The organism is Robinsoniella sp. RHS (assembly GCF_001029355.1).
Classification (GTDB): domain Bacteria; phylum Bacillota; class Clostridia; order Lachnospirales; family Lachnospiraceae; genus Robinsoniella; species Robinsoniella peoriensis.
On the sequence record NZ_JNGB01000013.1, the window covers coordinates 59,018 to 85,820 of the forward strand.

Consider the following 26,803-nt stretch of genomic DNA (forward strand, 5'->3'; position numbering starts at 1 on the left):
GTCTGGCGTTTGCATTTTTATTTTATTTATATCTGAAAAAATATTTGCAATTTTATGTAAACCAGTGTATACTGGATAAAACTGCTTTAGGTTTTCAAATATGCTCAAGAGCAGCATTCTTTTCTTCAAAATTCTTTTGAAGGATTTTCCAACAACTTATCTAATTGAATAAAGGAGGTAGCAGATTGTTTAGCACAGTTATGTCTGCAGTTATTTACGGCGTAGAAAGCAGGCTGGTCCGTGTAGAGGCGGATGTCAGTGACGGGCTGCCTATGTTTACTATGGTGGGATATCTGTCATCCCAGGTAAAAGAGGCACAGGAGCGGGTGAGGACTTCCATCCGAAATGCCGGGATTCGTATTGTTCCCAAACGGATTACCGTTAATCTGGCACCGGCTGATTTAAAGAAAAACGGATCGGGATTTGATTTGCCTGTTGCAATCGCCATATTGGGCTCATACGGCTTTATTTCCCAAAAGACTATGACAAATGTACTGGTCGTGGGTGAACTCAGCTTAAATGGGGAAATAAATGCCATACCGGGGGTTTTATCCATCGTATCCCTGGCTCAGAAAATGGGATTTAGCAAATGTATCATTCCAAAAAAGAACCTGACAGAAGGTTCTGTCATTAAAGGAATCAGTGTCATTGGTGTAGATAACCTGGGACAAGCCATGGATTATCTCAATGGGACTGCCAAAATTGAGCCGGGTTACGTGGATGTGGAAGCACTGTTTGCGGAGCCATACGGACAGCAAAAGGAGGATTTCAGTGATATTAACGGTCAGGAGGCAGTAAAGCGTGCAGCGGAGGTAGCAGCAGCGGGTATGCACAATCTGCTTTTGATCGGTCCGCCTGGCTCCGGAAAGTCTATGCTTGCCAGGCGCCTTCCAACCATTCTGCCTCCATTAACACTGCCGGAAAGTCTTGAAATATCAAAGGTCTACAGCGTTGCAGGAATTCTTCCTGCCACATCTCCTCTGCTTCATCTTCGGCCCTATCGGTCACCTCACCACACAATAACGCCCAAAGCCCTGATCGGAGGCGGATTGAATCCCAAACCCGGAGAAATCAGCCTAGCACATAATGGAATTCTCTTTCTGGATGAACTTCCTGAATTTAAAAAAGAAACACTTGAGGTTTTGCGCCAGCCTATGGAAGATCACCAGGTATGCATTAACAGAATGGGAGGCAGTTACCGCTTTCCGGCAAAGTTTCTCTTTGCGGCGGCAATGAATCCCTGCCGGTGCGGACACTACCCGGATATCAACAAGTGCACCTGTACAGAAAATGAAGTGCGCCAATATCTGGGAAGAATCAGTGCACCGCTGCTGGACCGGATGGATATCGCCATAGAAGCTCCGGCAGTTTCATACAGGGATCTGGCACAAAAAAAGAAAAATGAAAGTTCCGAAATAATCCGGAAAAGAGTTGAGATAGCGCAAAAAGTTCAGCTTGCGCGTTATGAAGGAACACCTTTTCGTTTTAACTCTGACTTAACAGAAAGAGGAATTCAGACGTTCTGCCGGCTTGGTAAGCAGGAAGCATCATTGATGAAACTGGCATTTGAACGGTTTGAATTGAGCGCAAGGGCCTATCACCGGATTATTAAGGTAGCCAGAACCATTGCAGATATGGATGGTTCCGAAATTATTAAAGCAGAGCATATAAGTGAAGCAATCTGCTACCGGAGTATTGATAAAAAATTTTGGGAGGTATGAAAGGAGATGGAAATGGAAGAATACTGGTATTGGATTTGTGGTATAAAAGGAATATACAGAAACCAGATAAGTCGTTTGACAGACTATTTTGGAGATCCCAGGCACTTGTTCTTTGCGAGAGAAAAAGAAATAAACGGACTGGTTTTTCTAAATGAGACAGAAAAGAAGGTTCTGATTCAGGCTAAAAATAACACAGATATTGACAAAGAATATCATAATAGAAGAAAAAAGGGAATAGACTTTATCAGCATTGGACATCCGGCGTATCCGGAGCGTTTAAAAAAAATTCCGGATCCGCCTTTCGGACTTTTTTTAAAAGGAAAACTGCCACGGGAAAAAACGTACTCGGCGGCGATTATAGGAGCCAGGCGCTGCAGCGGATATGGCAGACAGATGGCGGAGGAAATCGGGAAAAAACTGGCAGCCCGGGGCATTCAGATCATTAGCGGTATGGCGCTTGGCGTGGATGGATTTGGACAGCAGGGGGCATTAGAGGCAGGGGGCAGCAGTTTTGGGATTCTTGGCAGCGGTGTGGATATCTGCTATCCAAAAAGAAATCGGGATTTATATGACCGTCTGACCCGGCAGGGCGGTATTCTGTCTGAATATCCGCCGGGAACCCAGCCATTGCCGATTCATTTTCCAATGCGCAACCGGATCATCAGCGGGCTGTCTGATGTGGTGATTGTAGTTGAGGCAAAAGTAAAAAGCGGTTCACTTATTACAGCCGACTGTGCTTTGGAACAGGGGCGTGAAGTCTATGTTGTTCCCGGAAGAATGAATGATGAATTAAGTAAGGGAAGTAATCTTCTGATTGCCCAGGGAGCCGGTATTATTACAGGGGTTGACGACCTCTTAAAAGAACTGGGGCAGGAGAGGGAAAAAGAAAGTAAAAACAAAAAAAGTAAGATAACACTTGAAACAAAAGAAAATTTGGTGTATAGTTGTCTGGATTTCAACTCTAAAAGCCTGAATCAGATTTTAAACGCTACAAATCTACAGGTTAAGGAGCTGACGGGAGTACTTATATCCCTGCAATTAAAGGGATTGGTGAAGGAATCGGCAAAGAATTTTTATGAAAAAATATAGAGGTTTTATCTCGTGGAGGAATATATGGCGAAATATCTGGTGATTGTAGAATCTCCTACTAAAGTAAAGACAATTAAAAAATTCCTGGGGGCAAATTATGAAGTGGCGGCATCAAACGGACATGTCCGTGATCTGCCAAAGAGCCAGATGGGAATCGATGTAGAACATGGCTATGAGCCTAAATACATCACAATTCGTGGTAAAGGAGATATCCTGGCAGGACTTCGAAAAGCTGCCAAGAAAGCGGATAAAGTGTATCTCGCAACTGACCCTGACCGCGAAGGAGAAGCAATATCCTGGCATCTGTCAAAGGCTTTGAAGCTGGAAGAAGATAAGATGTACCGGATTACATTTAATGAAATAACAAAAAACGCTGTTAAGACATCTCTTAAGAGCGCAAGAGATATTGATATGGACCTGGTGGACGCTCAGCAGGCAAGAAGAATGCTGGACCGTATGGTTGGTTACCGCATCAGCCCTCTTTTATGGGCGAAGGTAAAACGTGGATTAAGTGCCGGAAGGGTTCAGTCTGTTGCACTGCGTATTATTGGTGACAGGGAAGATGAGATCAATGCATTTATTCCGGAAGAGTACTGGACACTGGAAGCAGATTTTGCGGTAAAGGGTGAGAAAAAGCCTTTACGGGCAAAGTTCTATGGCACAGACAAGAAAAAAATGCAGATTACATCCAAAGAGGAACTGGATATTATTCTGTCAGATCTGGAAAATGCAAGCTATGAAGTATCGGATATTAAAAAAGGGGAGCGTATAAAAAAAGCACCGCTTCCATTTACAACCAGTACCCTGCAGCAGGAAGCATCTAAAGTGCTGAACTTCTCTACACAGAAGACGATGCGTCTGGCTCAGCAGCTCTATGAAGGAATTGAGATTCAGGGAAATGGAACAGTAGGTCTGATCACCTATCTGCGTACCGATTCTACCCGTATTTCGGAAGAAGCAGATGCTCAGGCCAGAGGTTATATCGAACAGGAATATGGAAAAGAGTATGTTTCTTCCATAGTAGAGGAAAAGAAGAAAAACGGTAAGAAGATTCAGGATGCCCATGAAGCAATCCGTCCCAGTGATATTATTAGGACTCCTATATCCATGAAAGAGTCCCTGTCAAGAGATCAATATCGTCTTTATCAGCTGATCTGGAAACGTTTTGCAGCGAGCCGTATGGAGAATGCCCGCTATGAGACCACATCCGTTAAGATTGCAGCAGGCGAATACCGTTTTACCGTAGCGGCATCTAAGCTGTTATTTGATGGTTTCCTGGCAGTTTACACAGACAGTGATGAAGAAGAAACTGGCGGAAATGTCCTTCTGAAAGGGATTTCCAAAGATTCGCAGTTATCTTTAAAAGAATTTGATTATAAACAGCATTTTACACAGCCTCCTGCACATTATACAGAGGCAACCCTTGTTAAATCCTTAGAAGAGCTGGGTATTGGACGTCCAAGTACCTATGCGCCAACCATTACCACCATATTGGGACGCCGGTATGTTGCTAAGGAGAACAAGAATCTGTACATGACGGAGCTTGGCGAAGTCGTGAACAATATGATGAAGCAGGCATTCCCAAGTATCGTTGATGTAAACTTTACGGCAAATCTGGAATCTCTTTTGGATAAAGTGGAGGAAGGGGTTGTAAATTGGAAAACAGTTGTCAGCAATTTTTATCCTGATCTGGAAATGGCAGTAGAAGCAGCAGAGAAGGAATTAGAGCAGGTTAAGATCGAAGATGAAGTAACTGATGTAATTTGTGAGGAATGCGGGCGCAACATGGTTGTTAAATATGGACCTCATGGAAGATTTCTGGCATGCCCGGGATTCCCTGACTGCAGAAATACCAAACCATATCTGGAGAAGATTGGCGTGGCCTGTCCGAAATGTGGAAAAGAAGTCGTTCTTCGTAAAACGAAAAAGGGAAGAAAATACTTCGGATGTGAAGATAATCCGGAATGTGATTTCATGTCCTGGCAGAAACCTTCCAAAGAAAAGTGTCCGAATTGCGGCGGTGTAATGCTTGAAAAAGGAAATAAACTGGTCTGCGCAGATGAACAGTGCGGATATGTTGAGGATAAATCGAAACAAAATGAGGCAAAATAGAAAAAGGATGCTCTTGAAAACAGGGCATTCTTTTTCTATCGTCTGAATTATTTGCAGTTGTTGTGAAAAATAATTGATTATCACAAGAAACCGATTGATTTTCAGAAAATTATATGATAAAATATGTATTATCGTGAAACAGTATGTAGAATAGAAACAATGGAAGATAGGAGGCTAAATATGAGTGTACAATTGTTAGATAAAACAAGGAAAATCAACAAGCTATTGCATAACAATAATTCCAGTAAGGTCGTTTTTAATGATATATGCACGGTGCTGACAGAAATATTGGAATCCAATATTCTGGTTATCAGTAAAAAAGGAAAAGTTCTGGGTGTCAGTCTTTGTGATGGTGTCGAAGAAATCAAGGAGTTGATTGTTGATAAAGTAGGCGGACATATAGACAACATGCTTAATGAAAGATTATTAGGTATACTGTCCACAAAAGAAAATGTAAATCTGGAAACCCTGGGCTTTGTTGGAGAGGATATCAAAAACTACCGTGCAATCATTAATCCTATTGATATTGCAGGTGAACGCCTTGGAACTGTTTTTATGTACAAGTTTGATACCCAGTATGAGATTGATGATATTATCCTGAGTGAATACGGCACTACAGTTGTAGGATTGGAAATGATGCGCTCAGTTAATGAAGAAAGTGCAGAAGAGAGCAGAAAGATACAAATTGTAAAATCTGCAATCAGCACCTTATCTTTCTCAGAACTTGAGGCAATTACCCACATATTTGAAGAACTGGACGGAACAGAAGGCATTCTGGTAGCAAGTAAGATTGCAGACCGGGTTGGAATTACCAGATCCGTAATCGTTAATGCCCTGCGTAAGTTCGAAAGCGCCGGAGTAATCGAATCCAGATCCTCAGGAATGAAAGGAACTTATATTAAAGTTATCAATGATTATATCTTTGAAGAACTGGAAGAATTAAGAGCGCAGAAAACAAAATAGTTGTTTATACCTGGTATATGGAACCTGTCCAGACTGATTAAAAGTTTGGGGAAGGGAATGTACCAGGTTTTTTTATGCCTGTCTATGTATGGGAACTCAAAATAGTAAGTAACAATAATTGTATTTACGAATATAATGTTTTATACCTAATTTGGTATAAATTTTGAGTTTAAGAAAGATCATAGGAGGTCTTGGTATGAGTGAAATAAAAGAATTGATTTGTGATTGTGATTGTGATCGTCATTGTGATTGCTGTTGTGATAAATCTCGTGACTGCGAATGTAAATTATTCTGCAAATGTGAAAAACGTAAAAATATTAGACCAAACAGAACTACAATTAAATGCGGTACTCCAGGGTCAGTTACACTTCCATTGGCAACAATTGCAGGCACAGCTTATACGGTAGCAACCGTAAATGTAGATACAAGAGGATTTGAGAATCCATGTATCAAATTTGAGTTTGCCAGCAATATCAATACAACGGCTGCAATTATTTCCCTGAATTTCCAGGTATTTAAACAGTGTAAAGGCCAGTTGACTCCGATTCCTGTAGGACCAACATGGGTATTTTCACGCCTTGTAGCAATTACAGACAGTAATACGTTCACATTCTTCGTTTGTGACTGTGATATTTGTGATGAAGAATGCTGCACTTATAGTGTAGTAGCTACTGTTGCAGGCGTTGCAACTGTAGGCGTAACTGCAATTAATAATGCAACATTATCAGCAATTGTTGTTGATAACTCCTCTTGCGGATGTTAACAGAACTGTAAATGAAGAGTTAGGAATATACCGGTGGTATAGTCTTAAGTCTTGTTGACCTGGCAGCAGGTCAATTAGCATAAAAATGTTTGCATAGATAGAGTATCTGAGAAATATTCTATCTATGCACATTTTATTAAGGAGCTGTAGCCTATGTATAATGGATTGTTTTACTCTCAGAGACGTGGAAATAGTCAGCCTAACAGAGGGATGAGAACAAATGCCAATACAAGGGCAATGCAACAGCCATGCTGCAATAACCGGTCGTATGCGCAGAATAACTTTAATGGGAAAAAAAATACATTCTCAAATTGTGAGGAAGATTGCAGAGAAAATGATAAAGAAAAATGCAAAGAAAAATGCAATGATGAATGCAAAGATAACTGTCAGGATGAGCAATCGCCCGACTGTACAGATGTGTTTTGCAAGGCTTCTTCTTTCGGAGGTATGATATTACCGGAAGGAATAGAAAAAGGAACTGCATATAATGTAGTCTCTGTTAATTTAAACACGGCAGAATGCCGGCATTTTAATACGGAACTGAGCTTTTCCTGTAATATTTTAAGTATGAATGCAAGAACCAGGCTGAAGTTTCAGATTTTCAAGCAGGAAAAAAACCAAATGATGCCGCTGCCTCTGAGTTCGGGTTGTTCTTATTTTAGAAATGACATGGTAACGGAAAGCAATGTAGTTACATTTTCCGCAATAGATTGTGATTCTTATAGTACACCGTGGATCAATTACAGTGTATTTATTGAGATTATGGGACAGCAGACAGTTGGATCAGTGATGATTACAAACCCGGTCCTGATAGCAATTGTTGCTGATAGTAAAAAAAGAAATTTTGTAGAAGGAGATATAAATGGCCAGGCAGATTAATAATATAGTTGAAAATGCTACAATAGATATTGATGGCGGAACCATGAAATGGGATAACCATATGGTTCAATTATCGTATACAGCACATCTGTGGAAAGGTACATTAACGGAAGAAAAATTACCGGTACTTTATGTATTATTAGGCATCTTTATTTCACTCGCAAGTTACCGGCTTATCTGCACGATTCTTATGCTTACCGTACTTGTTATAGGCACATCGGCATGGATGGTCTGGTTTCACAACGTTAAAAACCGTAAAGGCGTTCATTTGGGGCTGATTAGCGGAGAAATATATAGTTTTTATTCTGAGAACAGTTTATTTAACAGTAAAATCTATGAGTTATTAATTCGTCTTATTGCAGAGAATGATGATACAACGATTTATCATATAGAGTTATCAGGTGAAGGGAAGATCATGGAAGAATTAAAAGTGAAAGAAACCGTGGAAGCAGAAGAGATAGCGGAGCCTCCCCATAAATTGAGTATACCACACGAAAACAAAGGCCCACTGGTAACAGAACTCAATCAGCTGCTTTCTAACTGTGAACATAAAAATGAGATGAACGAAGAAAATATTAAATTAATAGAAAATACCATCCAGGTAGCAGAAGTAAACGACAGAGAAAAAATGAAAAAGTCTTTTGAGCAGTTTATTATTTCGGGGCTGATTAACGACTGCAATGATCTGGGTCTGGATACGCTGATAAATGAGATTAAAAGCTGTGTTTATTAATATGGGGAATTTTCGTACCGGTTAGAGGTGTGGCATGTTTATGAAATGTCACACCTTATGTTATTTTACGGGAATTTGTCCGGGAATAGTTACCATAAATAAAGGAATCATATATTTTATAAAAAAAATATAAAAACATAAAAAGTAAGAAAATAAGAGTATATAAGAGAAAATAAAAGTTATAAAGAGATTAAAAGTATATAGAACGAAATCGTACAGTTGCACAAATGGAGTAATTTAACTAATATATGACTAACGGTTAGCACTCGATCAAAGCGAGTGCTAGTAAAAGAAAATTTAAATTATTTAAGGAGGAATATAGAATGAAATTAGTACCATTAGGCGACAGAGTCGTATTGAAACAGTTTGAAGCTGAAGAAACAACAAAATCAGGAATTATCCTGGCCGGAAAAACTCAGGAAAAACCACAGGAAGCAGAAGTAGTTGCTGTAGGACCTGGCGGAAATATTGATGGTAAAGAAGTTACCATGCAGGTTAAAGTTGGAGATAAGGTTATCTACTCCAAATACGCAGGCAACGAAGTGAAATTAGAAGACGAAGAATTTATCATTGTAAAACAAAATGACATTTTAGCAATCGTAGAATAATACGTGGAAATTTCAAGGAGGAAATAAGACATGGCAAAGGAAATTAAATACGGCATTGATGCAAGAACAGCATTAGAAGCTGGTGTAGACAAATTAGCAAATACAGTAAGAGTAACATTAGGACCGAAAGGAAGAAACGTTGTACTTGACAAACAATTCGGTACTCCGCTTATCACAAACGATGGTGTTACAATTGCAAAAGAAATCGAATTAGAAGATGCATTTGAAAACATGGGCGCACAGCTGGTTAAGGAAGTTGCTACAAAGACAAATGATGTGGCTGGTGATGGTACTACGACAGCAACAGTATTGGCACAGGCAATGATCCATGAAGGAATGAAGAACCTGGCAGCAGGAGCAAACCCAATTGAACTCAGAAAAGGTATGAAAAAAGCAACCCAGACTGCAGTAGATTCTATCGCAGCTATGAGCCGTAAAGTAAACGGAAAAGGCCAGATCGCTAAAGTTGCAGCTATCTCCGCTGGTGATGATGAAGTTGGAAACATGGTAGCAGATGCTATGGAAAAAGTTTCAAACGACGGAGTTATCACAATCGAAGAATCAAAAACAATGATGACAGAATTAGACCTTGTAGAAGGTATGCAGTTTGACAGAGGATATATCTCTGCATACATGGCAACTGATATGGAAAAAATGGAAGCGAATCTGGATGATCCATATATTTTAATCACAGATAAGAAGATCTCCAACATCCAGGAAATCCTTCCATTATTAGAGCAGATCGTACAGTCCGGCAAAAAACTTTTAATCATCGCAGAAGACATCGAAGGCGAAGCACTTACAACCTTAATTGTTAATAAATTAAGAGGAACATTCCAGGTAGTAGGCGTAAAGGCTCCGGGTTATGGCGACAGAAGAAAAGCAATGTTAGAAGATATCGCTATTTTAACCGGCGGACAGGTAATTTCTGATGAACTGGGCTTAGATTTAAAAGAAACTACAATGGAACAGCTTGGACGTGCGAAATCCGTAAAAGTTCAGAAAGAAAATACAATCATTGTTGACGGATACGGAGATAAAGAGACAATCGACAACAGAGTGTCCCAGATCAAAGCAATGATCGAAGAGACAACATCTGATTTTGACAGAGAAAAATTACAGGAAAGACTTGCAAAACTGGCAGGCGGAGTTGCAGTTATCCGTGTAGGAGCAGCTACCGAAACAGAAATGAAAGAAGCAAAACTGCGTATGGAAGATGCATTAAATGCAACCAGAGCTGCAGTTGAAGAAGGAATCATCGCAGGCGGCGGATCTGCTTATATCCATGCAGCAAAAGAAGTAGAAACATTAGTAGGAACTCTGGAAGGCGATGTTAAAACCGGTGCAAAAGTAATCTTAAAAGCTCTGGAATCCCCTCTGTTCCACATTGTTGCAAATGCAGGATTAGAAGGATCTGTAGTTATCAACAAGATTAAAGAATCCGAAGTTGGTATTGGATTTGATGCAGCAAAAGAAGCATATGTAGACATGGTAGAAGCTGGAATCCTTGATCCTGTAAAGGTTACAAGAAGCGCTCTGCAGAATGCAACCAGTGTTGCTAGTACTTTCCTTACAACAGAATCCTGTGTTGCAAATATTAAAGAAGATGCTCCAGCTATGCCGGCAGGAAATCCGGGAATGGGCATGATGTAATATCTGGTAACTTCAGTTTAATATTTTTTTAGAGAAATTTTACAAAAAGTGAGGACGAACGAGATAGACGTTCGTCCTTATTTATGTTAAACTAGTTGGTAAACAAACGAAAAAGGAGCAAAATCAGAAGATGTCATTTAAGGAGAAGGCAACAGAGGAAAAAGCAAAGTTAAAAGACATGACATTTAAAGGGAAGTTACAGTATTTCTGGGATTATTACAAGTTTGTGCTGGTTATTCTTGCAATAATTGTTGTTATTGTCTGGCTTGGTGTAGATATCTATAAGGGGAAACAGATCAAAACCGGTCTGTATGTCATGGCACTGAATACGAACATGGTGGATACGGAAGGCTCACCGCTTACGGATGGTTTTGTAAAGGCAGCGGGCTTTGAGGAAACAGGAGAGCAGGTTACCTTTGATGCATCTGCAATGATTAATCTGGACCAGCAGGATCAGATGACGGTCAGCAGTATTACAAAAGTCATGGCGGTTATGTCGACGGGAGATCTGGATCTTATGATTGTACCGGAAGATTTATTTGAGTATTATGCAGGTGCCGGGGCATTCCAGGACTGGAAAGGAATTCTTTCGGAGGCTGATTATGAAAAATATAAGGATTACCTTATGACTGGCAAAGATAATGATACAGGGACGGAATATACGTGTGGACTCCGTATTGAAGACAGCAAATTGATCAAGGATTCACAGATGGCAAGTTACAGTCCGGTCATTCTCTGTCCGGTAGCAAGTTCTGAACGAACAGAAACTTCTGCAAAATATGTAAATTATCTTTTTGGATCAAATTAAGGAAAAAGAGAAGAAATACTTTATTATTTCAGCGAATGGCTTTATAATAAAAGAATACAAGTATTGCTAATTTAGGAGGAAGAACATGAGTGATTTGTACACAGAGTTAATTGTTAAGAGGAAAACACCGGTATCAGACCAGGTAAAGAAAGTGCTTTTGATTGTTGCTACCGTTTTGATCGCATTTGTAGGGCTGTTTGTTACTCCCTTCGGATTAATCGCTTTGATTGCCATAGGCGTTGCGGATTATTTCCTGATTCCAAGATTTGACCTGGAATTTGAGTACCTGTATGTAAATGGAGAACTGGATGTGGACAGGATTATGTCGAAGACAAAAAGAAAGAGAGCCCGCAGCCTGGATCTGGAAAAGATGGTACTTATGGCACCCGTAAATTCTCATGAACTGGATTATTACAATCAGAACAATAGTATTAAATTAGTTGATTTTTCTTCAGGTGAACCGGATCATAAGATTTTCGCATTAATTATGCAGTCAGATAAAGGATTGGAAAAGATTCTTTTTGAGCCAAATGACGTGATGTTAAATGATATCCGGAGAATTGCACCAAGTAAAGTAAAACTGATGTAGAGTATGAATTGCTCTGTATGGGCAGACAAAAGTAGCGCCGCACTGTTTAAGTGAAAGCGCTATTTTTTCTGTGCTAGAGCGTGTTTGAAAATTCATTCCAGCCATCTGCACGCCCCACTTTGCGGCATATTTGCCCCGAATTCAGGTTACGTAGCCCGCTACGCGCCCTTCATCCGGGACAAATCTCCCACAAACTGTGACGCACAGCTGCCAGAAAGCAATTTTAAAACACGCTCTAGAGCGTGTTTGAGAATTAATTCCCACTCTTGTGTTAAGGAAAATTTAAGATATTGTTGTAAAAATTTTCACAATATCAAGGTATACTGGAAGAGTTAAAATAAAGTACGAAAACTTTATGCAGAACGGAAATGCAACCTGGAAAAGGTGTGAAGGACTATCACACTATTATATGGCAGTATCGCAGGCAGGCTTGCGATATACATGCGGTCAAGTGAGAATACGAATGAGAAGCAATCATAGAAGCAGATATACCAGAAAAATTGAAAGAAGCAAAAGAAGATCGTCCCAAAGGAGATCAAGAGGGGGGCAGGCAACACAGAAGCAGCAGCGCGAAGAGATGGTGCGAAGAACAATCGTGATAGGAGCCGGAATATTTATTATTGTTCTTGCTGTTGCAGGTTATAAACTGGTATTCCATAAGACTCAGCCGGTCAGTGTTTCGGAAACAACTGCAGAAAACCAGCAGGCTAAGGATACGGAAGATGGGAATCCTATACCGGAGCCGGATATTGATGTTCAGCTGTTAGATATAAATCCATATTCAAGACCGGGGATACCTACTGATAAGATTACTGCTATCGTGGTACATTATCTTGCAAATCCTATGACCACGGCGCAGGAAAACAGGGATTATTTTGATAGTCTCAAGGATCTTCAGAATGATTATCTGAGCAGTAATTTTGTTATCGGACTGGATGGGGAAATTATTCAGTGTGTACCGACTTCCGAGATGGCATATGCTTCCAATGACAGAAATAACGATACCGTTTCTATTGAGTGCTGTCACCCGGATGAAAGCGGTAAATATAATGATGCAACCTATGAATCTCTTGTTAAGCTGGTGGCTTTTCTGTGCGGGAAGTTCGACCTGGGGACGGATCAGATAATCAGGCATTACGATGTTACGGGAAAAATCTGCCCCAAGTATTTTGTGGAAAATGAAGATAAGTGGGAAGCTTTTAAGACAGATGTAGGAAATTATATGGAGGAGTATACGAAATGAGCACCTATAAGCATAATTTAACAATATCACAGCGGCAGCGTCTTGTAGATATTACAGGAAGCATAAAAGAGGATGTAAAAAAAAGCGGGGTCACGGATGGAATTGTTGTCATTTATTGTCCCCATACAACGGCTGGCATTACCATTAATGAGAACTGTGATCCGGATGTCTGCACAGATTTTATTTACGGTTATGAAAAGGTATTTCCTACGCAGGATAAAGAATACCGCCATTTTGAAGGAAATTCCCATGCCCATATGAAATCGGCAGCAGTAGGAGCATCTTCTACGCTGATACTGGAAAATGGCAAGCTGATACTGGGTACCTGGCAGGCGGTTTATTTTTGCGAATTTGACGGTCCCCGTAACAGGTCTTATTATGTAAAAGTGATGGAGGGGTAATCCGTGAATGCAGAATCCATATTAAAGTTTCTGAAACTTGCAGAACAGTTAAAATGTAATACCAGACATTGTGAGACTTCGTCGGGAAGAAAAGAAAGTGTAGCAGAGCACTGTTTTAGTCTGGTAATGTTTGCCTGGCTGCTGCAGGATGATTTTCCTGATCTGGATATGGAAAAGGTGATGCATATGTGCCTGGTTCATGATATGGGAGAGGCTGTGACAGGCGATATCCCCTGTTTTGAAAAGACAGAAGAAGCAAGAGCAGTTGAAGGATCAGAAATAAGAAATATTGCTGAAATGCTGGACAATGGCAGGAAGCAGGAGTTTTTAGATCTCCACCGGGAGATGGAGAAAAACAAGTCAAAAGAGGCCAGATTATTTCATGTATTAGATAAAATGGAAGCGGTTATTCAGCATAACGAAGCAGATATATCAACCTGGCTTCCACTGGAGTATGAGCTGCAGATGAATTATGGGGTAAATGAAGCCAGAGAGTTTACGGTTACCGGTAAATTAAGAGATCTTGTACTGGAACAGAGCCGTAAAAAAATCATGGAAAAGAATAATGAGAGAGAGCGGGCTTAGAAGCCTGTAAGGAGCTTTATGATAAAAGAGTTATATAAAAGTATTTGTGATGGTACCGATGTAAGAAAAAATTTGATTTCTCTTCGGCAGGAAATGAAAGAACCTTTTGCTAAACGTGCACTGGCATATGAACTGGCAGGAGAATTTGATGTGTTTGTTACACTTTTAAAGAATGAAGATGCGAAAGTAAGAAAAAATGCAGCTCTGATAATAGGGGATCTGGAATGCCAGGATTTATTGCCGGTTTTGATAAAGGCATATAAAAAGGAAGAAAAACTCTTTATAAAAGCAGATTTGTTAAAAGCAATTTCACAGTATGAATATCAGGAATACCTGCCTATGTTAAAAGAAAGGCTTTCAGAACTCACAAATGATCCGGTAGAGGAATCTAATGTGAAGCATGTGAGGGAAGAAGCTGCGCTGCTGCAAAATATGATTCTGAAATATGAAAAGCCGCAAAAGCATAAGTTTACAGGAGTGGATAAAGCGTTGGAAGTGATTTTACTTACAAACCGAAACCACAGGGAAGTAACGAAAAACCAGATTAAAGGCGGAGAGATTAAGATGCTTGCAGGAGGCCTGCGGGTAGCTACTGAATGCCTTACGGATATTCTGCCAATCCGTACTTATCAGGAAATGCTGTTTCCTGTCAAAGGAGCCCCGGTACTGAAAGGAACGCCAGAGGAAATGGCATATCAGCTGAAACGTTCAGGCCTGCTGCCTTTTTTGGAGGAAATGCATAGTGAAGAGGGATCGTTTTATTTTCGCGTTGAGTTAAAAAGCCGTATGACGTTGGATAAGAAGGGAACGTTTATACGTAAATTTTCAGCATCTCTTGAAAAGCAGCTGGATAGAAAAATGATTAATTCTTCATCTGAATATGAAATAGAACTGCGTCTGATTGAGAATAAAGCAGGGGATTTTATTCCACTGTTAAAGTTATATACCTTAGAGGATAAACGGTTTGCTTATCGGAAGCAGGCGCTGCCTACCTCTATATCTCCCTGCAATGCGGCGCTCATCATGGAACTTTCTAAAGAATATTTAAAAGATGGGGCACAGGTATTAGATCCGTTTTGCGGTGTAGGAACCATGCTGATAGAACGCAGTAAAATATCTAAGGCAGATCCGATTTATGGTCTTGATATTTTGGAAGAAGCGGTAGTAAAAGCAGAGGAAAATACGAAATATGCAGGCATGATAGCTCATTACATTAACCGGGATTATTTTGATTTCCGCCATGAATATCTGTTCGATGAGATTGTGACTAATATGCCGGGTGTATCTAAGACAAAAGACCGGGTATTTGTGCAGAAACTTTACGAGAAATTCTGGTCGAAATCCACAGAGGTGTTAAAAGAGGACGGATGCATTGTAATGTATTCCGACGAGAGAGAGGTACTCCTGGGTACACTGCGAAGACAAAATTATTTTAAACTGGTAAAAGAAACAGTAATTAATGATCGGGAAGGCAGCAGCGTTTTTATTGTGAAATGCAGATAGCGGATGACTATTGATGACTGATGAATTGTCTGATAGGGATTATCCTTATAAGATTAGAACCGGAGCTGCTATAGAGCATCTCTGGTTTTTTGTTGTGTGATTTTTTTAAAGAATTGGACAGACCGGGATGTACCCCCTTGACAGCAATTTTTCAGGATCGTATACTTAACCATAATAATGGAAGCAAAGAATGGAGGTATTTATATGGCAGAAGGAAACCAGATTATAACCAGGGAACAACAGAAGATTGAAAATACATGGGCAATAGAAGATCTCTACAAAACAGATGAGGCATGGGGAGAAGACAGCAGGCAGCTGGAGAAAATGATTGAGGATTTTACAGCCTTTCGGGGACATTTAAAAGACAGTGGAAGCCGCCTTCTGGAAATGCTGGATGCCTACAGTGAGATGAATCAGCTTGGGGAAAAAATCTATGTCTATGCAAACCAGAAATTACATGAGAATACCGGTAATGGAAAGTACCAGCAGATGTCCGGAGAATCGCAGGTAATAATGACCATGCTTAACAGTGCTACGGCTTTTGTGGTGCCGGAAATTCTTGGGATACCGGAAGAATTACTGGAGAAATTCAAAGAAGAGACAAGTGATCTTAGCAGATACGAGAAATTTTTGGCAGATATCATCAGGCAGAAAAACCATGTTTTATCTGAGCAAGAGGAAGAGTTACTGGCGGGTGTTTCTGAGGTTGCCCAGGGACCGGGCAATATTTTCAGTATGTTTAACAACGCAGATATTAAATTTGGAGATATAACAGATGAAAATGGAGATATCACCAGATTGACACAGGGGCGCTATATATCCTTTTTAGAAAGCAAGGACAGGAATGTCCGTAAAGAAGCTTTTGAGACCATATACGCCTCTTATAAGAGCTTTCAGAATACACTGGCGGCTACTTTCGATGCCAATGCGAGACAGGCAGCTTTTTTTGCTAAAACAAGAAAGTATGATTCCGCACTTGCAGCAGCCCTTGATGACAGTAATATACCGATTCATGTCTATGATAATCTGATTGAAGCAGTTCATAAGAATATAAATCTGATGTACCGTTATGTAGAATTACGAAAAAAACTTTTAAATCTGGATGAACTTCACATGTATGATCTTCATGTTTCCATGGTGTCCGGAGTAGATATGAAGATTGCTTACGATCAGGCAAAGAAAATCGTACTGGAAGGGCTGGAACCTCTGGGGGATGAGTATCTGGATTTATTGAAAAAGGGATTTGACAGCCGCTGGATTGATGTATATGAAAATGAAGGAAAGAGGACAGGTGCTTACTCCTGGGGCGCTTATGGAACTCATCCCTATGTATTGCTGAATCATCAGAATAATCTGAATAGTGTATTTACTCTGGCACATGAGATGGGGCATGCTCTGCATTCTTATTATTCGGATGAAAACCAACCGTATATTTATGCCGGGTATAAGATTTTTGTGGCTGAAGTGGCATCTACATGCAATGAAGCACTTCTCATTCATCATTTAATTGAAAAGACAGAGGATAGACAGGAAAAGGCATATCTGATTAATTACTTCCTGGATCAGTTCAAGAGCACCCTATACCGCCAGACAATGTTTGCAGAATTTGAAAAAGCAACTCATAAAGTAGTGGGAGAAGGCGGTACACTGAATGCAGAAATATTGTGCAAATTATATTATAATCTGAATAAAACTTATTATGGAGATGGCATGGTGATTGATGAGGATATTTCCTATGAATGGGCAAGAATCCCTCATTTTTATACACCATTTTATGTATATCAATATGCAACGGGATTCTCGGCTGCAATTGCCATCAGCAGTAAAATATTAAATGGAGAGAAAGATGCAGTAGAAAACTATAAGAAGTTTTTAAGCAGCGGAAGTTCCATGGATCCTATTGACTTGCTGAAATTGTGCGGAGTGGATATGACACGGCCGGAGCCGGTGGATGAGGCTCTGAAAGTTTTTGAAAGTTATTTGGATAAATTAGAACAATTGTACAGTTAATGCTTTGAAAAAAAAACAATTTTCCATCAAATTTGCAGTAGATATTCTGATAAAAACATGTTACAATATTGTTACAAAATGTTTAAATGGGTGAGAAGAATGAATCTGTACGAAGCGATTTATGTCAGAAAATCGATACGGAATTTTAAAAAGGAAGCTATAGATGATAAAATCTTATGCGGGATCCTGGAATTTGTAGAGGAAATAGAACCGATATTTCCTGGAATTGGTGTGAAAGTTGAAATTATTGATAATGTTACAAAAAGAGGCCGTGTTGGTGGACTTGTAAATGTAAGCGCGCCTTATTATATCGCTCTGTACGCTGAGAAGAAAGAAAAAAGAGATCTGCATGCAGGCTATATTATGGAGCATATATCATTGTATTTAAATACAAAGGGCATTGGATGCTGCTTTTTGGGCATGGCAAAAAGAAAAGATAAAAAGATGGAAGAAGAAGGGTATGAATTTGTCACTGCGATGGCTTTCGGATTCCCTAAGGGTTCCCTGTTTCGCCATGATTATGAAGCGAAGCGTCTGAGTATGGATGAACTATGCGCATATAAAGAAAGGCCCAAAACCTGGGTGAAAGAGATTCTGGATACTGCAAGGCTGGCACCATCCAGCTATAACAGCCAGCCCTGGAGATTCGTTGTATATGAAAACAGAATTCATGTTTTCTGTAAAAAAGCAGTGATGGCGAATGGGACCTTTGGTAAATTTGCAGAATTAAATCTGGGAATCATGTTCGCCAATGTTATGATTGCAGCAGAAGAGATCTGGGTGGATTTAGACTTAATCCGCCTGAATAATATCACTCATAAATCACTTCCGAATAATCAATATGTCCTGAGTATTCTGTTGAAACAGTAATTTGTAAATGCTGGGGAAGTGTGAAATATAGTGAATATTAAAATAATGAAAACTGAATTATAAATTAATATCTTAAATTAAGCTATAATGATAACAGTAAATAATAAATATCTAATGGAGGATGGTATCATTTGCCTGGAAAGTCCCTGGGTTTTCTAGTTTTTTGAATAACAGGGAAGTTTTGTTCAGCTTTTGAATACCGTTCTTCATTCTATTTTTTAACAAAATAGAATATACAATTTGAAAAATATAAAAAATTTCAAAATAACTGTTGACAAATCCAGGAAGATATAGTATTATAATTCTTGTCTCAAGGAGATAAAAAAAGAAGAAGTAAGTTATGCGCGAGTGGCTCAGTTGGTGGAGCGCGACCTTGCCAAGGTCGAGGCCGCGGGTTCGAGTCCCGTCTCGCGCTTTTGTTTTGCCCTGAAAACTAAGGTTTTCGGGGCTTTTTTCTTTTATTCCACTTTATTCCATAGGCGATGACGTGCTTTTAACCTCCCGTTTTATCAATGTTTTTGCGGTACTCCTGAATTCGAGTCCCGTCTCGCGCTTTTTCTATGCCCCGAAATTCGCAGTGTTTATGCGGGTTTGCGAGGTTTTTGCTTTTTCGATGGTTGAGTCCGCTTGAGTACGGAAAATTTCAAATGGTGTCCGTTGCATCATGAAGCTCCACTAGCCTGAGTGAGTCCATTCAGATTTGTCAGTGCATCCCGGATTCTTGAATGCAGGACTTCCTTTTCCTGATTGTTTACAATATAGCCCCAGGTTATCTTTGTGTTTCTTCGTTTACACATTTTCAGCATGTTTTTCAGGATGAACATCATGTTATTCAGTTCATTCAGTGTCAGGGAATGCTTCTTAACCATTTCATTGAAATATGTTTCCGGCATATCCGTTGAGAGCGTTTTTACAGGGATTTTCACGATTTTATGTTCTTTGTAATACTTATCCCAATGATTTTTATTTCTCCGTATTGTACGGATATTGACGTTTGCATTTGTACGCTTTTCCACCCATTCCGGATATAACATCTCTAAAGAAAGATTATTTTGATAGTAGATTTCATATAATTTATCATACAAACCCTGTTCACTTTTTGCGGAAATCTTTACCCGCTTTCCATCTTTCTTAAGGTATGTCTGCCATCTCGAATCATTGCCTTTTGGTGCAGTTATTATATACTCATGGATTTCTAAGACTTTGTTTTTCTTTATCATGTTCAGTTGTTGTTTTACCACTGCATATGGTTCTGATTTCAGAACGTGGAATAGCTAAACGGCTGTTTCATGAATGGCTACAGACCAATGATTTTAATGTTTCTTTATTTGTTTTACACACTTACATTGTAAGTGCCTAACTGTAAAGGGGATGACAGGCATCTTTGGTAAATTCTGTATAGTTTTTATATGCTATATATTTTGATGCATTTATTTGAAAATAATTTAAGCCATTGTAATACCCTAGGAGAAATAAATTGTGATAAGAGAGCTAAGTACTAGAATGGTAGAGGTATAAATCCATATGATTCTGGTTTTTTGGGCAAATGCAGGTGAAATGAGTAGAGAATTCTAATAAAAATTACCAATTAGTCAAGAATAACTACCAGTTAAGCAAAGAATATTGCGAAAGACATACTTATGTGATATAAATATGATATTACAACACTTGATTAAGTCAATATATATTAAAAGGAAAGTAGGTGGTACAATAGGATATGAGGAGAAGATTACTTATTTCTCTAAAATAAAAAACCTAACTAATGCATCCTTATTTTTAGGAGAAGGGGTGCAGGAATTCCGAGGGGTAACTAAAAAATATTTTCAAAAGATTTTAGATACTAGTAATATCAATATTATAAAAATGATTAGGAGGGTGATTTTATGACAAAAAAAATTAAAATGGGCAAAGTATTAAGTTTATGTGTGTTTGTTTTTATTTTCAATTCTTTTAGCGTTTTTGCAAGTGAACCAGAATTATCAAATGATGATATTGTTGTTAATTGCGATATTGATAATATTCCTAGAGATATAATACAAGATATAATTGAGGATAATCCGGACGCATCTGAAATTACAATATATGATTTTCAAGAATTTCCGGACACAGTCATATTAGAAGATAACATACCAGAAACACCTTCTGGACCCGTGGCAAGAAATGCGGGATTGTGGTATTCTTATGGTAAAGTGTCTACTACTAAAACAACCAGTGCGGAATATGTACATAAAGATGAGTTTAAGTTTTCAGTAGCGAAAGGGCAAAAGGTAACTTTGAAGCAGGAATACAAAGGTTCTTTAAAAGGATCATATACAGGAATTCCTATTAGTGTTGGAAATTTAGGTGTTAATATGGAAATAACAGGAAAGTATTCAAAAGGGACTACATACTCAGGTCCACCTGAATCTAGTCGTTATAATTCAAGGAAATTCAATATGAAATTTTACGCAGTAAAAGGTTCATATACTCAAACACAAAAGGTTTATCAGTATTTTGATGCGAAATTATTATCTACAAGTACAACAAAAAAAACAGGTACATATGTGAAACCTACTCGTTATGCATCATATTCTGTGGATAGTACTGTAAGATAAAATTTAGAAATGAAAGTATAAAATAAGTTTAAAAAAAATTCCTTCTGAGATCATTCAGGAGGAATTTCAATATTAATAAAAAAAATTGGGGAGAAAGAATAATATGAAAATTAATTATAAACATATTCTTTCAGTTATAGCATTTATAGTGATAGTGATATTGGTAATATTGCGTTTTTTTACACAAAAAATAAATTATCAGGAATATGAGACCAATTTTAAAAGAATTGATTTGATTTTAAATGAAAGTGTACATAGTAAACCCAAAAAGATAGAAAACGATTTATTAAATAAAATAAATATATTAAATGTAGAATATGCAGAAATGGTCAACATAGAAATGGAGGCTGGATTTCAAAAAGTGTATAAAAATGAATATAATACACTGGTAATCTCTAAATTAAAAGATGATAATAAATTGTATGAAAAGCAAATATTGGATTTAAAGACAAGGAACATGAATTTGATTTTTGATGAGTTTCATAATCCGATTTATGTAAATGAAATTGGGGAAGAGTTGATTGAAAAAGGAGTGCAAAAAGATATCATTTTTTATGAAGGTTTAAACAAAAACCAAGGTAGATTGTCTGTTTATTTTACGGTTGATGAGAAAGGTAATGTTGTTCAGCAAGGAGATCGTATGAACGAACTATTTTTCAAAGTGAATAACGATATGATTTACGTTCAATTTGATTTTAAGATAAAGAATGAATCTATAGAGGACATGATGGATTCTATATTGCTAAATTAGGGTTTGATATGCCACAAAGGGTCTCAGGCTGAGTTTAGTTCTTAAAAGGGGGAATAAATGGTTAATTACTATACTTGTTTTATTAATATTAGTTTTCGCATTTTTGATATTTGCTTATATGGCATTTAAAGGTGTAATACACAGCGGTTAAGAGCAGGGAAAAGCGTTAGGAATCGGGTTTTTTGGTAGTGTAAACTGTAAACCTTCATAATATATTTAACATTTTTAACAAGTACATATGCGAGGCGGGAATATGTCCTTCCTCGCATTTTTGATATTTTACAACTTATTTTTTAGCATGAGTACGCTCGTGAGTCCTAAAAAAAGATGTGGCAAAACGCCCCTTTCTATCAGTGTTTGAGAACTACTGATTTATTCGAGTCCCGTTTCGCGCTCTTAGTTTTATTAGTGTTTATGCGGGTTTGTGAGTACGAGTCTCAAGCCTGCATTTTTTTAGTTTACGAAAACGGTTAACGTCATTCGTTTTTTCTGTTATATTATGTTATTACATTGCAACATGTTTAGAATAATATTCTAATGTCTTACTTGTCATTTTGGTATCCACATACGCATACCTGGACAAGAGAGTCTTAACACTATTCCCCTTTATCTGTGCAATTACTTCGTGCCGCTCATCATTACTCAAATTGTTTGTTGCAAAGCTGTGCCGACAGTCATACAAAGCTATCCGTGGAAGCACAGCGCCGACATTTGGGAGTTTGCCGTGAGCATCTAAGTGTTTCTCCATCTTATCATTGAGGCGCTTCAAAATAGTTCTAAACACTTTTGAGTAAGTATCTGGTTTTATTGGGTTCCCGTCTTCGTTTACGAATAAGAAGTCATTGTTTCCAAAACCGGTATACTTTGTCTGCATCTCATTTTTCCATTGCAAGCTACGTTCTACAGCTTTTACTATTGGATCGGTTAGCGTAAGCCCCCTACGACTCTGAGATGTCACGTCCTTGTTCCAGCAGATAACTTTCAAACTGGCGGCATTCATTCCCTTTGAGTTCTAAGAGGACACCCTTTTCTTCATCCGGCCAAACCATAATGAATATATCACCCTGGTAATAATGCTCGGAGTAGTATATAATCCAAAGTCTTCATGTCACATAAACTTTAACCCTATTTGCAGCAGATCTTCTACGACATGCCGGATGTCCGTTGTACGTAAGCGTACTCTGACATAATCGATTAGGAGAAAAAGCGGTGCATCCGGATAGACAAGGGTTATGACATGTACGTATGCAGTTATAAAGATTAGGGAACGGTATCAGCTTCCTGAGAATCATGACTCATTTGTACAAAAGGCAAATCAGGCGGTGGCTTATATCATGAACGGTGAACGCTGGAAAGCAGATGCCATTGTTTCCGGTCTTGAGAAGCAAGCAGGTCAAATAACGGATTTTGTGTCATCCTTGGCGGGTTATACGGAAGTCTAAGGGTGGCTGAACTTAGGGGATCACCAGAGAGGGCAAAAGTTATTTTATCAAGGCGAGGGAAGCATATGGCAGCCATCTGCAGCCGGAAGATAAAGAAATGAAACTAATGGTGGATCTTATTCAGAATACAGAGGTGGCAATACAGTTTAAGAAGATAGAAGAAAAAAGTGGGAAGGTTTTGATCCGCCTGAATTAACCCTATTGAAAGACTGTTTTTTGTCTTCATAAGATGAGATTCTGCAAGAGCTACGCATGTTATATAATTCTAAAGAAATAAAAGAAATCTTGTAATTTTTCTGTTTTTCTTCTTAGTCTATAACCGTAATCTTTTTTTATGACATAAAAAAACTCTTTAATACATGATGCAAGATTATGCCCTGAATATATGGTAATATTTAAAGAAATTGTCGAATTGGAGAGACGGTCATGAATATGAAAAATAAGTTATTATGTGGAAAATGGAAAAGATGGACAGCGTTGCTTATGGTGGTTGTAATGATATTTTTACAGCCATGTACGGTTTTGGCTGATGCCGGGATACGGGGGAAGGAAACAGTATCTGGTAAGGATGAGGTAAAACAAATCCAGGAAGATGTGAGTGATTCATCCGGGGATAGCGGGAAAAAATCACCAGAAACAGATACAAGCATTATATAAGCAAGGAAATTATACAACCTATCCGGTATCATTTTATGGTAAAATAACAGGGAATCCTTCTTGGCAGTGGTTGAAGACGGAGTATGTACCTGCGGGAGAAGAAGCCCACCCACCCAAATTGCCGATAAATGCAGGGTATACAATCCGGGAATGGTCTGGACATATAACGGGAATTCAATCATCTCAGAATGTATATGCCAAGTATGATAAAATTGAGGAAACAGAGACAACGTACACAGTCCGCTTCTGGTGTAGAGGAGAAGTTATAAAGACGGAGGAAGTTGCAGTAGGGGGGAATGCAACTCCGCCACCGGTACCGGGAGTAAAAGGATACAGCTTTGCAGGCTGGGATAAAAGTTATGTGAATATAAATCCGGGGACGCGTTCTATGGCAGTAGATATCACTGCGTAGTATCAGCTAACTAGCGGGATACAAAATGCAGGGAGTCTGACGGATCTTACCAATGCCTTAATGGCACTAGGAGTGCCGGTTGCAGTGAAAAATGGGTTTGCTGCATTGGGAGCAGCAATTATAAACCCATTTGATGGAATCATTTTAGACGTATTGACAGCAACGGCTTTGGTTGCTACCATCATTTACTATTGGGATGATATAAAAGGGTTATGGGAAGACATCAAGACGGTATTCAGGAACTTTGCCGGAATGGATGCTGCGGGAGAAATATTGAGGCTGGGGTGGACGATGCTGGGAAAGGGGATGTAGATTCTGAGGCTGTTTTAAAACAAAAAGCTATTGATGCGAGGGATGCACCACTTGCAGAGATAGCAACTTGGAGTAGTGATGATAGACAAGATGTTACAACTGTAGCAGCGGGTTATAATAGAAAAAGTAAAAAGGTAGCATTCGGTATCAATAAGACTTCGGAAAATCACGGAATAATTTGTGTAGAAGATATTGTCGTATTACAGTTGGGCGGTATAGATGATATTATAATGACACCTGCTATAAGGCCAAGAACAGGGCAAATTATTCCTGTATGCAAGAGATGTCAAACAAAATATCCGAGATCAAGTTTTATGCCAGGTACACTATTTCAGTAGTATTTAAATTTTAAAATTGACTGAAAAATAAAACACTAGTAAAAAAGACTTACCTAAAGAAACCCTGATAACCAGTTGATGCCAAGTTGATCGAGATGGACAATGATCCAACCATTGTTTGAAATGGTTGGATCATTATTGTTAGGGCATGGCCCTGTTCTCCATTGAGGAGTTTTTCGTTGATCCGAAAAACGGAACTTTGGAGAACAAATAAACCACCTGCTCTGCGGGTGGTTGGAATAGCTTTAGCGTTGTGTAAAAAACCTCCAATGATATAATAAAAATAGGTTCGCCAACCGTTTTATAAATCAAAGGAGGTAGTCCAAATGGACAATAATAGTTTAGCACACACAAAGTGGAATTGTAAGTACCATATAGTTTTTGCACCGAAATATAGAAGAAAAATTATATATGGCGAGTTGAAAAAGGATATTGCAAATATCTTAAGTATGTTATGCAAGCGCAAAGAAGTGCATATTGTGGAGGCAGAAATCTGTCCAGATCATGTTCATATGTTAGTAGAAATACCGCCAAAGATAAGTGTGTCAGATTTTGTAGGGTATTTAAAGGGAAAAAGTACCTTAATGATATATGAGAGACATGCTAATCTCAAATATAAGTATGGAAATAGACACTTTTGGTGCAGAGGATACTATGTAGATACAGTAGGAAAAAATGCAAAAAAAATGACAAAAAAAATAGAGGAGTATATTCGGAATCAACTAAAGGAAGATTTGGAATATGATCAAATGTCTTTGAAGGAGTATATTGACCCGTTTACGGGTGAGCCAGTAAACAAAAGCAAAAAGAAATAAGCCCAAGGGGCTTAGCAGGTAACTGACGTTGCGGCTGGCGAACCTTTCGATGAGTCTTTAGACTCCAGTACCGGAAACGAGCCCTTATAGGGCGGAAAACAAACCACCGGCTAAGCCGGTGGTACTGATTAAAGAGTGGAAAACGTTTTTATGGTAAGTACATTGCGGCTAGTTTGACGGGTAAACAAAGCTTTCTAAGCAATATAACGGCTTCACCGTTTTTTACAGTATAGATTCTTTATAAACCAAAACGATAGGTGGTAGGCGCATACCCTTATTTCTTACGCTATCTGTGCCGCAAGCATCAGTGTTAGAAAGGAGATTATAATGAATAATTTTTATAATAAAGATGATTATTGCATGAATTTCACGACTGAAGAAATAGAAAAATATTTGCTTCAGCCTATTAGAGAGAAGACTGAAGTAGTAATAAAACTTTCAACAGGTGATAAAAAAAGCTTTTATTCAGGAAATGATAAAATGTATTTTTTTTAATGGTAATTTAGAAAGCTTTAATATTAGTTTTTATGGACATCAAACATCAATATTTATTACGGATGAGACACCCATGCCAAATCGTAAATTTACATTTAATGAAGTATTTATGTTTATTGATGATTATGCAAAAGAAAACATTGTTTCAAGTGATACTTATGGCAATGTTGTTTATGAGGGTACATTAAGAGACAAGAATCATAAAGATATACTTGGTTTGTTTGCTGAATTTGTAACAATACTTATTGGTGCAAAAAATATTACGGTTGAAGAGACTATAATTTCGCAAGATGGATGGCACTATCCTAAATGCAACTATATTATAAGATTAACAAATACTACAGAAATAAAAAATAGTATTAGATATAATAATATATTATTTTTGATAAATGAATAACTTTAATGAAGAGTCATAATATATAGGTAACTTGCATTATGTTATAAATGGCGGGAATGC

General features: G+C 38.5%; 31 protein-coding genes, 1 tRNA gene and 2 pseudogenes. 29 read left to right on the top strand and 5 right to left on the bottom strand.

All coding sequences use genetic code 11. The features are described from left to right. Nucleotides 1-185 precede the first annotated feature (185 nt). From RHS_RS06435 to RHS_RS06485, 11 genes are all read left to right on the top strand, one after another. The gene (locus tag RHS_RS06435; protein ID WP_330373675.1) at nucleotides 186-1,721 is read left to right on the top strand and encodes a YifB family Mg chelatase-like AAA ATPase; all 1,536 of its coding nucleotides are present in this window, start codon (nucleotides 186-188) and stop codon (nucleotides 1,719-1,721) included. 6 nt (nucleotides 1,722-1,727) lie between these two features. Next, nucleotides 1,728-2,810 carry a DNA-processing protein DprA gene (gene dprA, locus RHS_RS06440; protein ID WP_044294086.1) on the top strand — a complete coding sequence of 361 codons (1,083 nt, stop codon included), beginning with the start codon at nucleotides 1,728-1,730 and terminating at the stop codon, nucleotides 2,808-2,810. Nucleotides 2,811-2,834: 24 nt separating this feature from the next. Further along, on the top strand, nucleotides 2,835-4,922 hold the full coding sequence (gene topA, locus RHS_RS06445; protein WP_027297021.1) for a type I DNA topoisomerase: 2,088 nt from the start codon (nucleotides 2,835-2,837) through the stop codon (nucleotides 4,920-4,922). A gap of 180 nt (nucleotides 4,923-5,102) precedes the next feature. Then, the gene (gene codY / locus RHS_RS06450; RefSeq protein WP_027297022.1) at nucleotides 5,103-5,885 is read left to right on the top strand and encodes a GTP-sensing pleiotropic transcriptional regulator CodY; all 783 of its coding nucleotides are present in this window, start codon (nucleotides 5,103-5,105) and stop codon (nucleotides 5,883-5,885) included. A 196-nt stretch (nucleotides 5,886-6,081) separates the two neighbouring features. After that, nucleotides 6,082-6,648: a DUF4489 domain-containing protein gene (locus RHS_RS06455; protein ID WP_044289797.1), complete on the top strand. Its 567-nt coding sequence runs from the start codon at nucleotides 6,082-6,084 to the stop codon at nucleotides 6,646-6,648. Nucleotides 6,649-6,801: 153 nt separating this feature from the next. After that, complete coding sequence (locus RHS_RS30350) at nucleotides 6,802-7,527, top strand: DUF4489 domain-containing protein (protein ID WP_083267314.1); 726 nt, start codon at nucleotides 6,802-6,804, stop codon at nucleotides 7,525-7,527. After that, complete coding sequence (locus tag RHS_RS06465) at nucleotides 7,511-8,260, top strand: hypothetical protein (protein ID WP_027297024.1); 750 nt, start codon at nucleotides 7,511-7,513, stop codon at nucleotides 8,258-8,260. Before RHS_RS30350 ends, RHS_RS06465 begins: the two co-directional genes overlap by 17 nt. A 323-nt stretch (nucleotides 8,261-8,583) precedes the next feature. Next, nucleotides 8,584-8,868 (top strand): co-chaperone GroES, encoded by a 285-nt coding sequence (gene groES / locus RHS_RS06470; RefSeq protein WP_027297025.1) that lies wholly within the window; start codon nucleotides 8,584-8,586, stop codon nucleotides 8,866-8,868. A 30-nt stretch (nucleotides 8,869-8,898) separates the two neighbouring features. Further along, complete coding sequence (groL, locus tag RHS_RS06475; protein WP_027297026.1) at nucleotides 8,899-10,521, top strand: chaperonin GroEL; 1,623 nt, start codon at nucleotides 8,899-8,901, stop codon at nucleotides 10,519-10,521. Nucleotides 10,522-10,651: 130 nt separating this feature from the next. After that, on the top strand, nucleotides 10,652-11,329 hold the full coding sequence (locus tag RHS_RS06480) for a hypothetical protein (RefSeq protein WP_027297027.1): 678 nt from the start codon (nucleotides 10,652-10,654) through the stop codon (nucleotides 11,327-11,329). Between the two features lie 85 nt (nucleotides 11,330-11,414). Beyond that, nucleotides 11,415-11,918 (top strand): DUF6106 family protein, encoded by a 504-nt coding sequence (locus RHS_RS06485; protein ID WP_027297028.1) that lies wholly within the window; start codon nucleotides 11,415-11,417, stop codon nucleotides 11,916-11,918. Here RHS_RS06485 and RHS_RS30355 read toward each other — a convergent pair. Beyond that, on the bottom strand, nucleotides 11,871-12,029 hold the full coding sequence (locus RHS_RS30355; protein ID WP_395021562.1) for a hypothetical protein: 159 nt from the start codon (nucleotides 12,027-12,029) through the stop codon (nucleotides 11,871-11,873). The two genes, RHS_RS06485 and RHS_RS30355, sit on opposite strands and share 48 nt — an antisense overlap. On the opposite strand from RHS_RS30355, the pseudogene RHS_RS30360 reads away from it, so the two are divergent. Next, nucleotides 12,003-12,107, top strand: a pseudogene (locus tag RHS_RS30360) (DUF6783 domain-containing protein); the annotation flags it as partial. The gene RHS_RS30355 and the pseudogene RHS_RS30360 overlap by 27 nt on opposite strands. Here the strand turns inward: RHS_RS30360 and RHS_RS30365 are convergent. After that, a complete protein-coding gene (locus tag RHS_RS30365) occupies nucleotides 12,060-12,182 on the bottom strand; it encodes a DUF6783 domain-containing protein (protein ID WP_395021564.1) in 123 nt (40 codons plus the stop codon). The pseudogene RHS_RS30360 and the gene RHS_RS30365 overlap by 48 nt on opposite strands. 199 nt (nucleotides 12,183-12,381) lie before the next feature. On the opposite strand from RHS_RS30365, the gene RHS_RS06490 reads away from it, so the two are divergent. The 7 genes from RHS_RS06490 to RHS_RS06525 all read left to right on the top strand — a co-directional run bounded on the left by RHS_RS06490 (nucleotide 12,382) and on the right by RHS_RS06525 (nucleotide 18,945). Then, a complete protein-coding gene (locus RHS_RS06490; RefSeq protein WP_027297029.1) occupies nucleotides 12,382-13,161 on the top strand; it encodes an N-acetylmuramoyl-L-alanine amidase family protein in 780 nt (259 codons plus the stop codon). Continuing rightward, nucleotides 13,158-13,562 carry a secondary thiamine-phosphate synthase enzyme YjbQ gene (locus tag RHS_RS06495; RefSeq protein WP_027297030.1) on the top strand — a complete coding sequence of 135 codons (405 nt, stop codon included), beginning with the start codon at nucleotides 13,158-13,160 and terminating at the stop codon, nucleotides 13,560-13,562. The genes RHS_RS06490 and RHS_RS06495 overlap by 4 nt, the downstream gene beginning before the upstream one ends. Before the next feature lie 3 nt (nucleotides 13,563-13,565). Beyond that, nucleotides 13,566-14,147, top strand: a complete 582-nt coding sequence (locus RHS_RS06500; RefSeq protein WP_047832672.1) for an HD domain-containing protein — start codon at nucleotides 13,566-13,568, stop codon at nucleotides 14,145-14,147. Nucleotides 14,148-14,165: 18 nt separating this feature from the next. Continuing rightward, the gene (locus RHS_RS06505; protein ID WP_047832673.1) at nucleotides 14,166-15,650 is read left to right on the top strand and encodes a HEAT repeat domain-containing protein; all 1,485 of its coding nucleotides are present in this window, start codon (nucleotides 14,166-14,168) and stop codon (nucleotides 15,648-15,650) included. A 204-nt stretch (nucleotides 15,651-15,854) separates the two neighbouring features. Further along, nucleotides 15,855-17,660, top strand: a complete 1,806-nt coding sequence (gene pepF, locus RHS_RS06510) for an oligoendopeptidase F (RefSeq protein WP_047832674.1) — start codon at nucleotides 15,855-15,857, stop codon at nucleotides 17,658-17,660. Nucleotides 17,661-17,759: 99 nt separating this feature from the next. Next, complete coding sequence (locus RHS_RS06515) at nucleotides 17,760-18,530, top strand: nitroreductase family protein (RefSeq protein ID WP_044289798.1); 771 nt, start codon at nucleotides 17,760-17,762, stop codon at nucleotides 18,528-18,530. 342 nt (nucleotides 18,531-18,872) lie between these two features. Continuing rightward, a tRNA-Gly gene (locus tag RHS_RS06525) sits at nucleotides 18,873-18,945 on the top strand. A 247-nt stretch (nucleotides 18,946-19,192) separates the two neighbouring features. On the opposite strand, the gene RHS_RS06530 is transcribed toward RHS_RS06525, so the two are convergent. Then, the gene (locus RHS_RS06530) at nucleotides 19,193-19,750 is read right to left on the bottom strand and encodes a hypothetical protein (RefSeq protein WP_047832676.1); all 558 of its coding nucleotides are present in this window, start codon (nucleotides 19,748-19,750) and stop codon (nucleotides 19,193-19,195) included. A gap of 663 nt (nucleotides 19,751-20,413) precedes the next feature. Between RHS_RS06530 and RHS_RS06540 the strand changes: the two genes are divergently transcribed. Together RHS_RS06540 and RHS_RS06545 are read left to right on the top strand one after the other, a co-directional pair. After that, the gene (locus RHS_RS06540; protein WP_047832678.1) at nucleotides 20,414-21,124 is read left to right on the top strand and encodes a hypothetical protein; all 711 of its coding nucleotides are present in this window, start codon (nucleotides 20,414-20,416) and stop codon (nucleotides 21,122-21,124) included. A 103-nt stretch (nucleotides 21,125-21,227) separates the two neighbouring features. Further along, nucleotides 21,228-21,875 (top strand): hypothetical protein, encoded by a 648-nt coding sequence (locus tag RHS_RS06545; protein ID WP_047832679.1) that lies wholly within the window; start codon nucleotides 21,228-21,230, stop codon nucleotides 21,873-21,875. A 505-nt stretch (nucleotides 21,876-22,380) separates the two neighbouring features. On the opposite strand, the gene RHS_RS06550 is transcribed toward RHS_RS06545, so the two are convergent. Together RHS_RS06550 and RHS_RS30370 are read right to left on the bottom strand one after the other, a co-directional pair. Continuing rightward, on the bottom strand, nucleotides 22,381-22,875 hold the full coding sequence (locus RHS_RS06550; RefSeq protein WP_047832680.1) for a tyrosine-type recombinase/integrase: 495 nt from the start codon (nucleotides 22,873-22,875) through the stop codon (nucleotides 22,381-22,383). Further along, nucleotides 22,832-23,094, bottom strand: a pseudogene (locus RHS_RS30370) (Cro/Cl family transcriptional regulator); the annotation flags it as partial. The pseudogene RHS_RS30370 and the gene RHS_RS06550, both read right to left, overlap by 44 nt. 13 nt (nucleotides 23,095-23,107) lie before the next feature. On the opposite strand from RHS_RS30370, the gene RHS_RS06555 reads away from it, so the two are divergent. The 8 genes from RHS_RS06555 to RHS_RS06585 all read left to right on the top strand — a co-directional run bounded on the left by RHS_RS06555 (nucleotide 23,108) and on the right by RHS_RS06585 (nucleotide 26,743). Next, complete coding sequence (locus RHS_RS06555; RefSeq protein ID WP_047832681.1) at nucleotides 23,108-23,317, top strand: hypothetical protein; 210 nt, start codon at nucleotides 23,108-23,110, stop codon at nucleotides 23,315-23,317. A gap of 426 nt (nucleotides 23,318-23,743) precedes the next feature. After that, the gene (locus RHS_RS06560; RefSeq protein ID WP_047832682.1) at nucleotides 23,744-23,974 is read left to right on the top strand and encodes a hypothetical protein; all 231 of its coding nucleotides are present in this window, start codon (nucleotides 23,744-23,746) and stop codon (nucleotides 23,972-23,974) included. Between the two features lie 70 nt (nucleotides 23,975-24,044). Continuing rightward, nucleotides 24,045-24,386, top strand: a complete 342-nt coding sequence (locus RHS_RS06565; protein ID WP_161597251.1) for an InlB B-repeat-containing protein — start codon at nucleotides 24,045-24,047, stop codon at nucleotides 24,384-24,386. Between the two features lie 84 nt (nucleotides 24,387-24,470). Then, nucleotides 24,471-24,698: a hypothetical protein gene (locus RHS_RS06570; RefSeq protein ID WP_138001508.1), complete on the top strand. Its 228-nt coding sequence runs from the start codon at nucleotides 24,471-24,473 to the stop codon at nucleotides 24,696-24,698. Then, entirely contained in the window at nucleotides 24,671-25,036 is a 366-nt protein-coding gene (locus tag RHS_RS06575; protein ID WP_047832685.1) for a hypothetical protein, read from the top strand. Before RHS_RS06570 ends, RHS_RS06575 begins: the two co-directional genes overlap by 28 nt. A gap of 326 nt (nucleotides 25,037-25,362) precedes the next feature. After that, a complete protein-coding gene (gene tnpA, locus RHS_RS06580; RefSeq protein WP_047832686.1) occupies nucleotides 25,363-25,851 on the top strand; it encodes an IS200/IS605 family transposase in 489 nt (162 codons plus the stop codon). A 327-nt stretch (nucleotides 25,852-26,178) separates the two neighbouring features. After that, nucleotides 26,179-26,346: a hypothetical protein gene (locus tag RHS_RS30375; protein WP_161597252.1), complete on the top strand. Its 168-nt coding sequence runs from the start codon at nucleotides 26,179-26,181 to the stop codon at nucleotides 26,344-26,346. A 73-nt stretch (nucleotides 26,347-26,419) separates the two neighbouring features. After that, nucleotides 26,420-26,743 carry a hypothetical protein gene (locus RHS_RS06585; protein WP_138001509.1) on the top strand — a complete coding sequence of 108 codons (324 nt, stop codon included), beginning with the start codon at nucleotides 26,420-26,422 and terminating at the stop codon, nucleotides 26,741-26,743. Nucleotides 26,744-26,803 lie beyond the last annotated feature (60 nt).

Coding starts and splice junctions, on each gene's coding strand:
- dprA (WP_044294086.1), top strand. CDS start 1,728: ATGGAAATGGAAGAATACTGGTATTGGATTTGTGGTATAAAAGGAATA.
- topA (WP_027297021.1), top strand. CDS start 2,835: ATGGCGAAATATCTGGTGATTGTAGAATCTCCTACTAAAGTAAAGACA.
- codY (WP_027297022.1), top strand. CDS start 5,103: ATGAGTGTACAATTGTTAGATAAAACAAGGAAAATCAACAAGCTATTG.
- RHS_RS06455 (WP_044289797.1), top strand. CDS start 6,082: ATGAGTGAAATAAAAGAATTGATTTGTGATTGTGATTGTGATCGTCAT.
- RHS_RS30350 (WP_083267314.1), top strand. CDS start 6,802: ATGTATAATGGATTGTTTTACTCTCAGAGACGTGGAAATAGTCAGCCT.
- RHS_RS06465 (WP_027297024.1), top strand. CDS start 7,511: ATGGCCAGGCAGATTAATAATATAGTTGAAAATGCTACAATAGATATT.
- groES (WP_027297025.1), top strand. CDS start 8,584: ATGAAATTAGTACCATTAGGCGACAGAGTCGTATTGAAACAGTTTGAA.
- groL (WP_027297026.1), top strand. CDS start 8,899: ATGGCAAAGGAAATTAAATACGGCATTGATGCAAGAACAGCATTAGAA.
- RHS_RS06480 (WP_027297027.1), top strand. CDS start 10,652: ATGTCATTTAAGGAGAAGGCAACAGAGGAAAAAGCAAAGTTAAAAGAC.
- RHS_RS06485 (WP_027297028.1), top strand. CDS start 11,415: ATGAGTGATTTGTACACAGAGTTAATTGTTAAGAGGAAAACACCGGTA.
- RHS_RS06490 (WP_027297029.1), top strand. CDS start 12,382: ATGAGAAGCAATCATAGAAGCAGATATACCAGAAAAATTGAAAGAAGC.
- RHS_RS06495 (WP_027297030.1), top strand. CDS start 13,158: ATGAGCACCTATAAGCATAATTTAACAATATCACAGCGGCAGCGTCTT.
- RHS_RS06505 (WP_047832673.1), top strand. CDS start 14,166: ATGATAAAAGAGTTATATAAAAGTATTTGTGATGGTACCGATGTAAGA.
- pepF (WP_047832674.1), top strand. CDS start 15,855: ATGGCAGAAGGAAACCAGATTATAACCAGGGAACAACAGAAGATTGAA.
- RHS_RS06515 (WP_044289798.1), top strand. CDS start 17,760: ATGAATCTGTACGAAGCGATTTATGTCAGAAAATCGATACGGAATTTT.
- RHS_RS06530 (WP_047832676.1), bottom strand. CDS start 19,750: ATGATAAAGAAAAACAAAGTCTTAGAAATCCATGAGTATATAATAACT.
- RHS_RS06540 (WP_047832678.1), top strand. CDS start 20,414: ATGACAAAAAAAATTAAAATGGGCAAAGTATTAAGTTTATGTGTGTTT.
- RHS_RS06545 (WP_047832679.1), top strand. CDS start 21,228: ATGAAAATTAATTATAAACATATTCTTTCAGTTATAGCATTTATAGTG.
- RHS_RS06550 (WP_047832680.1), bottom strand. CDS start 22,875: ATGAATGCCGCCAGTTTGAAAGTTATCTGCTGGAACAAGGACGTGACA.
- RHS_RS06555 (WP_047832681.1), top strand. CDS start 23,108: ATGACATGTACGTATGCAGTTATAAAGATTAGGGAACGGTATCAGCTT.
- RHS_RS06560 (WP_047832682.1), top strand. CDS start 23,744: ATGAATATGAAAAATAAGTTATTATGTGGAAAATGGAAAAGATGGACA.
- tnpA (WP_047832686.1), top strand. CDS start 25,363: ATGGACAATAATAGTTTAGCACACACAAAGTGGAATTGTAAGTACCAT.
- RHS_RS30375 (WP_161597252.1), top strand. CDS start 26,179: ATGAATAATTTTTATAATAAAGATGATTATTGCATGAATTTCACGACT.
- RHS_RS06585 (WP_138001509.1), top strand. CDS start 26,420: ATGCCAAATCGTAAATTTACATTTAATGAAGTATTTATGTTTATTGAT.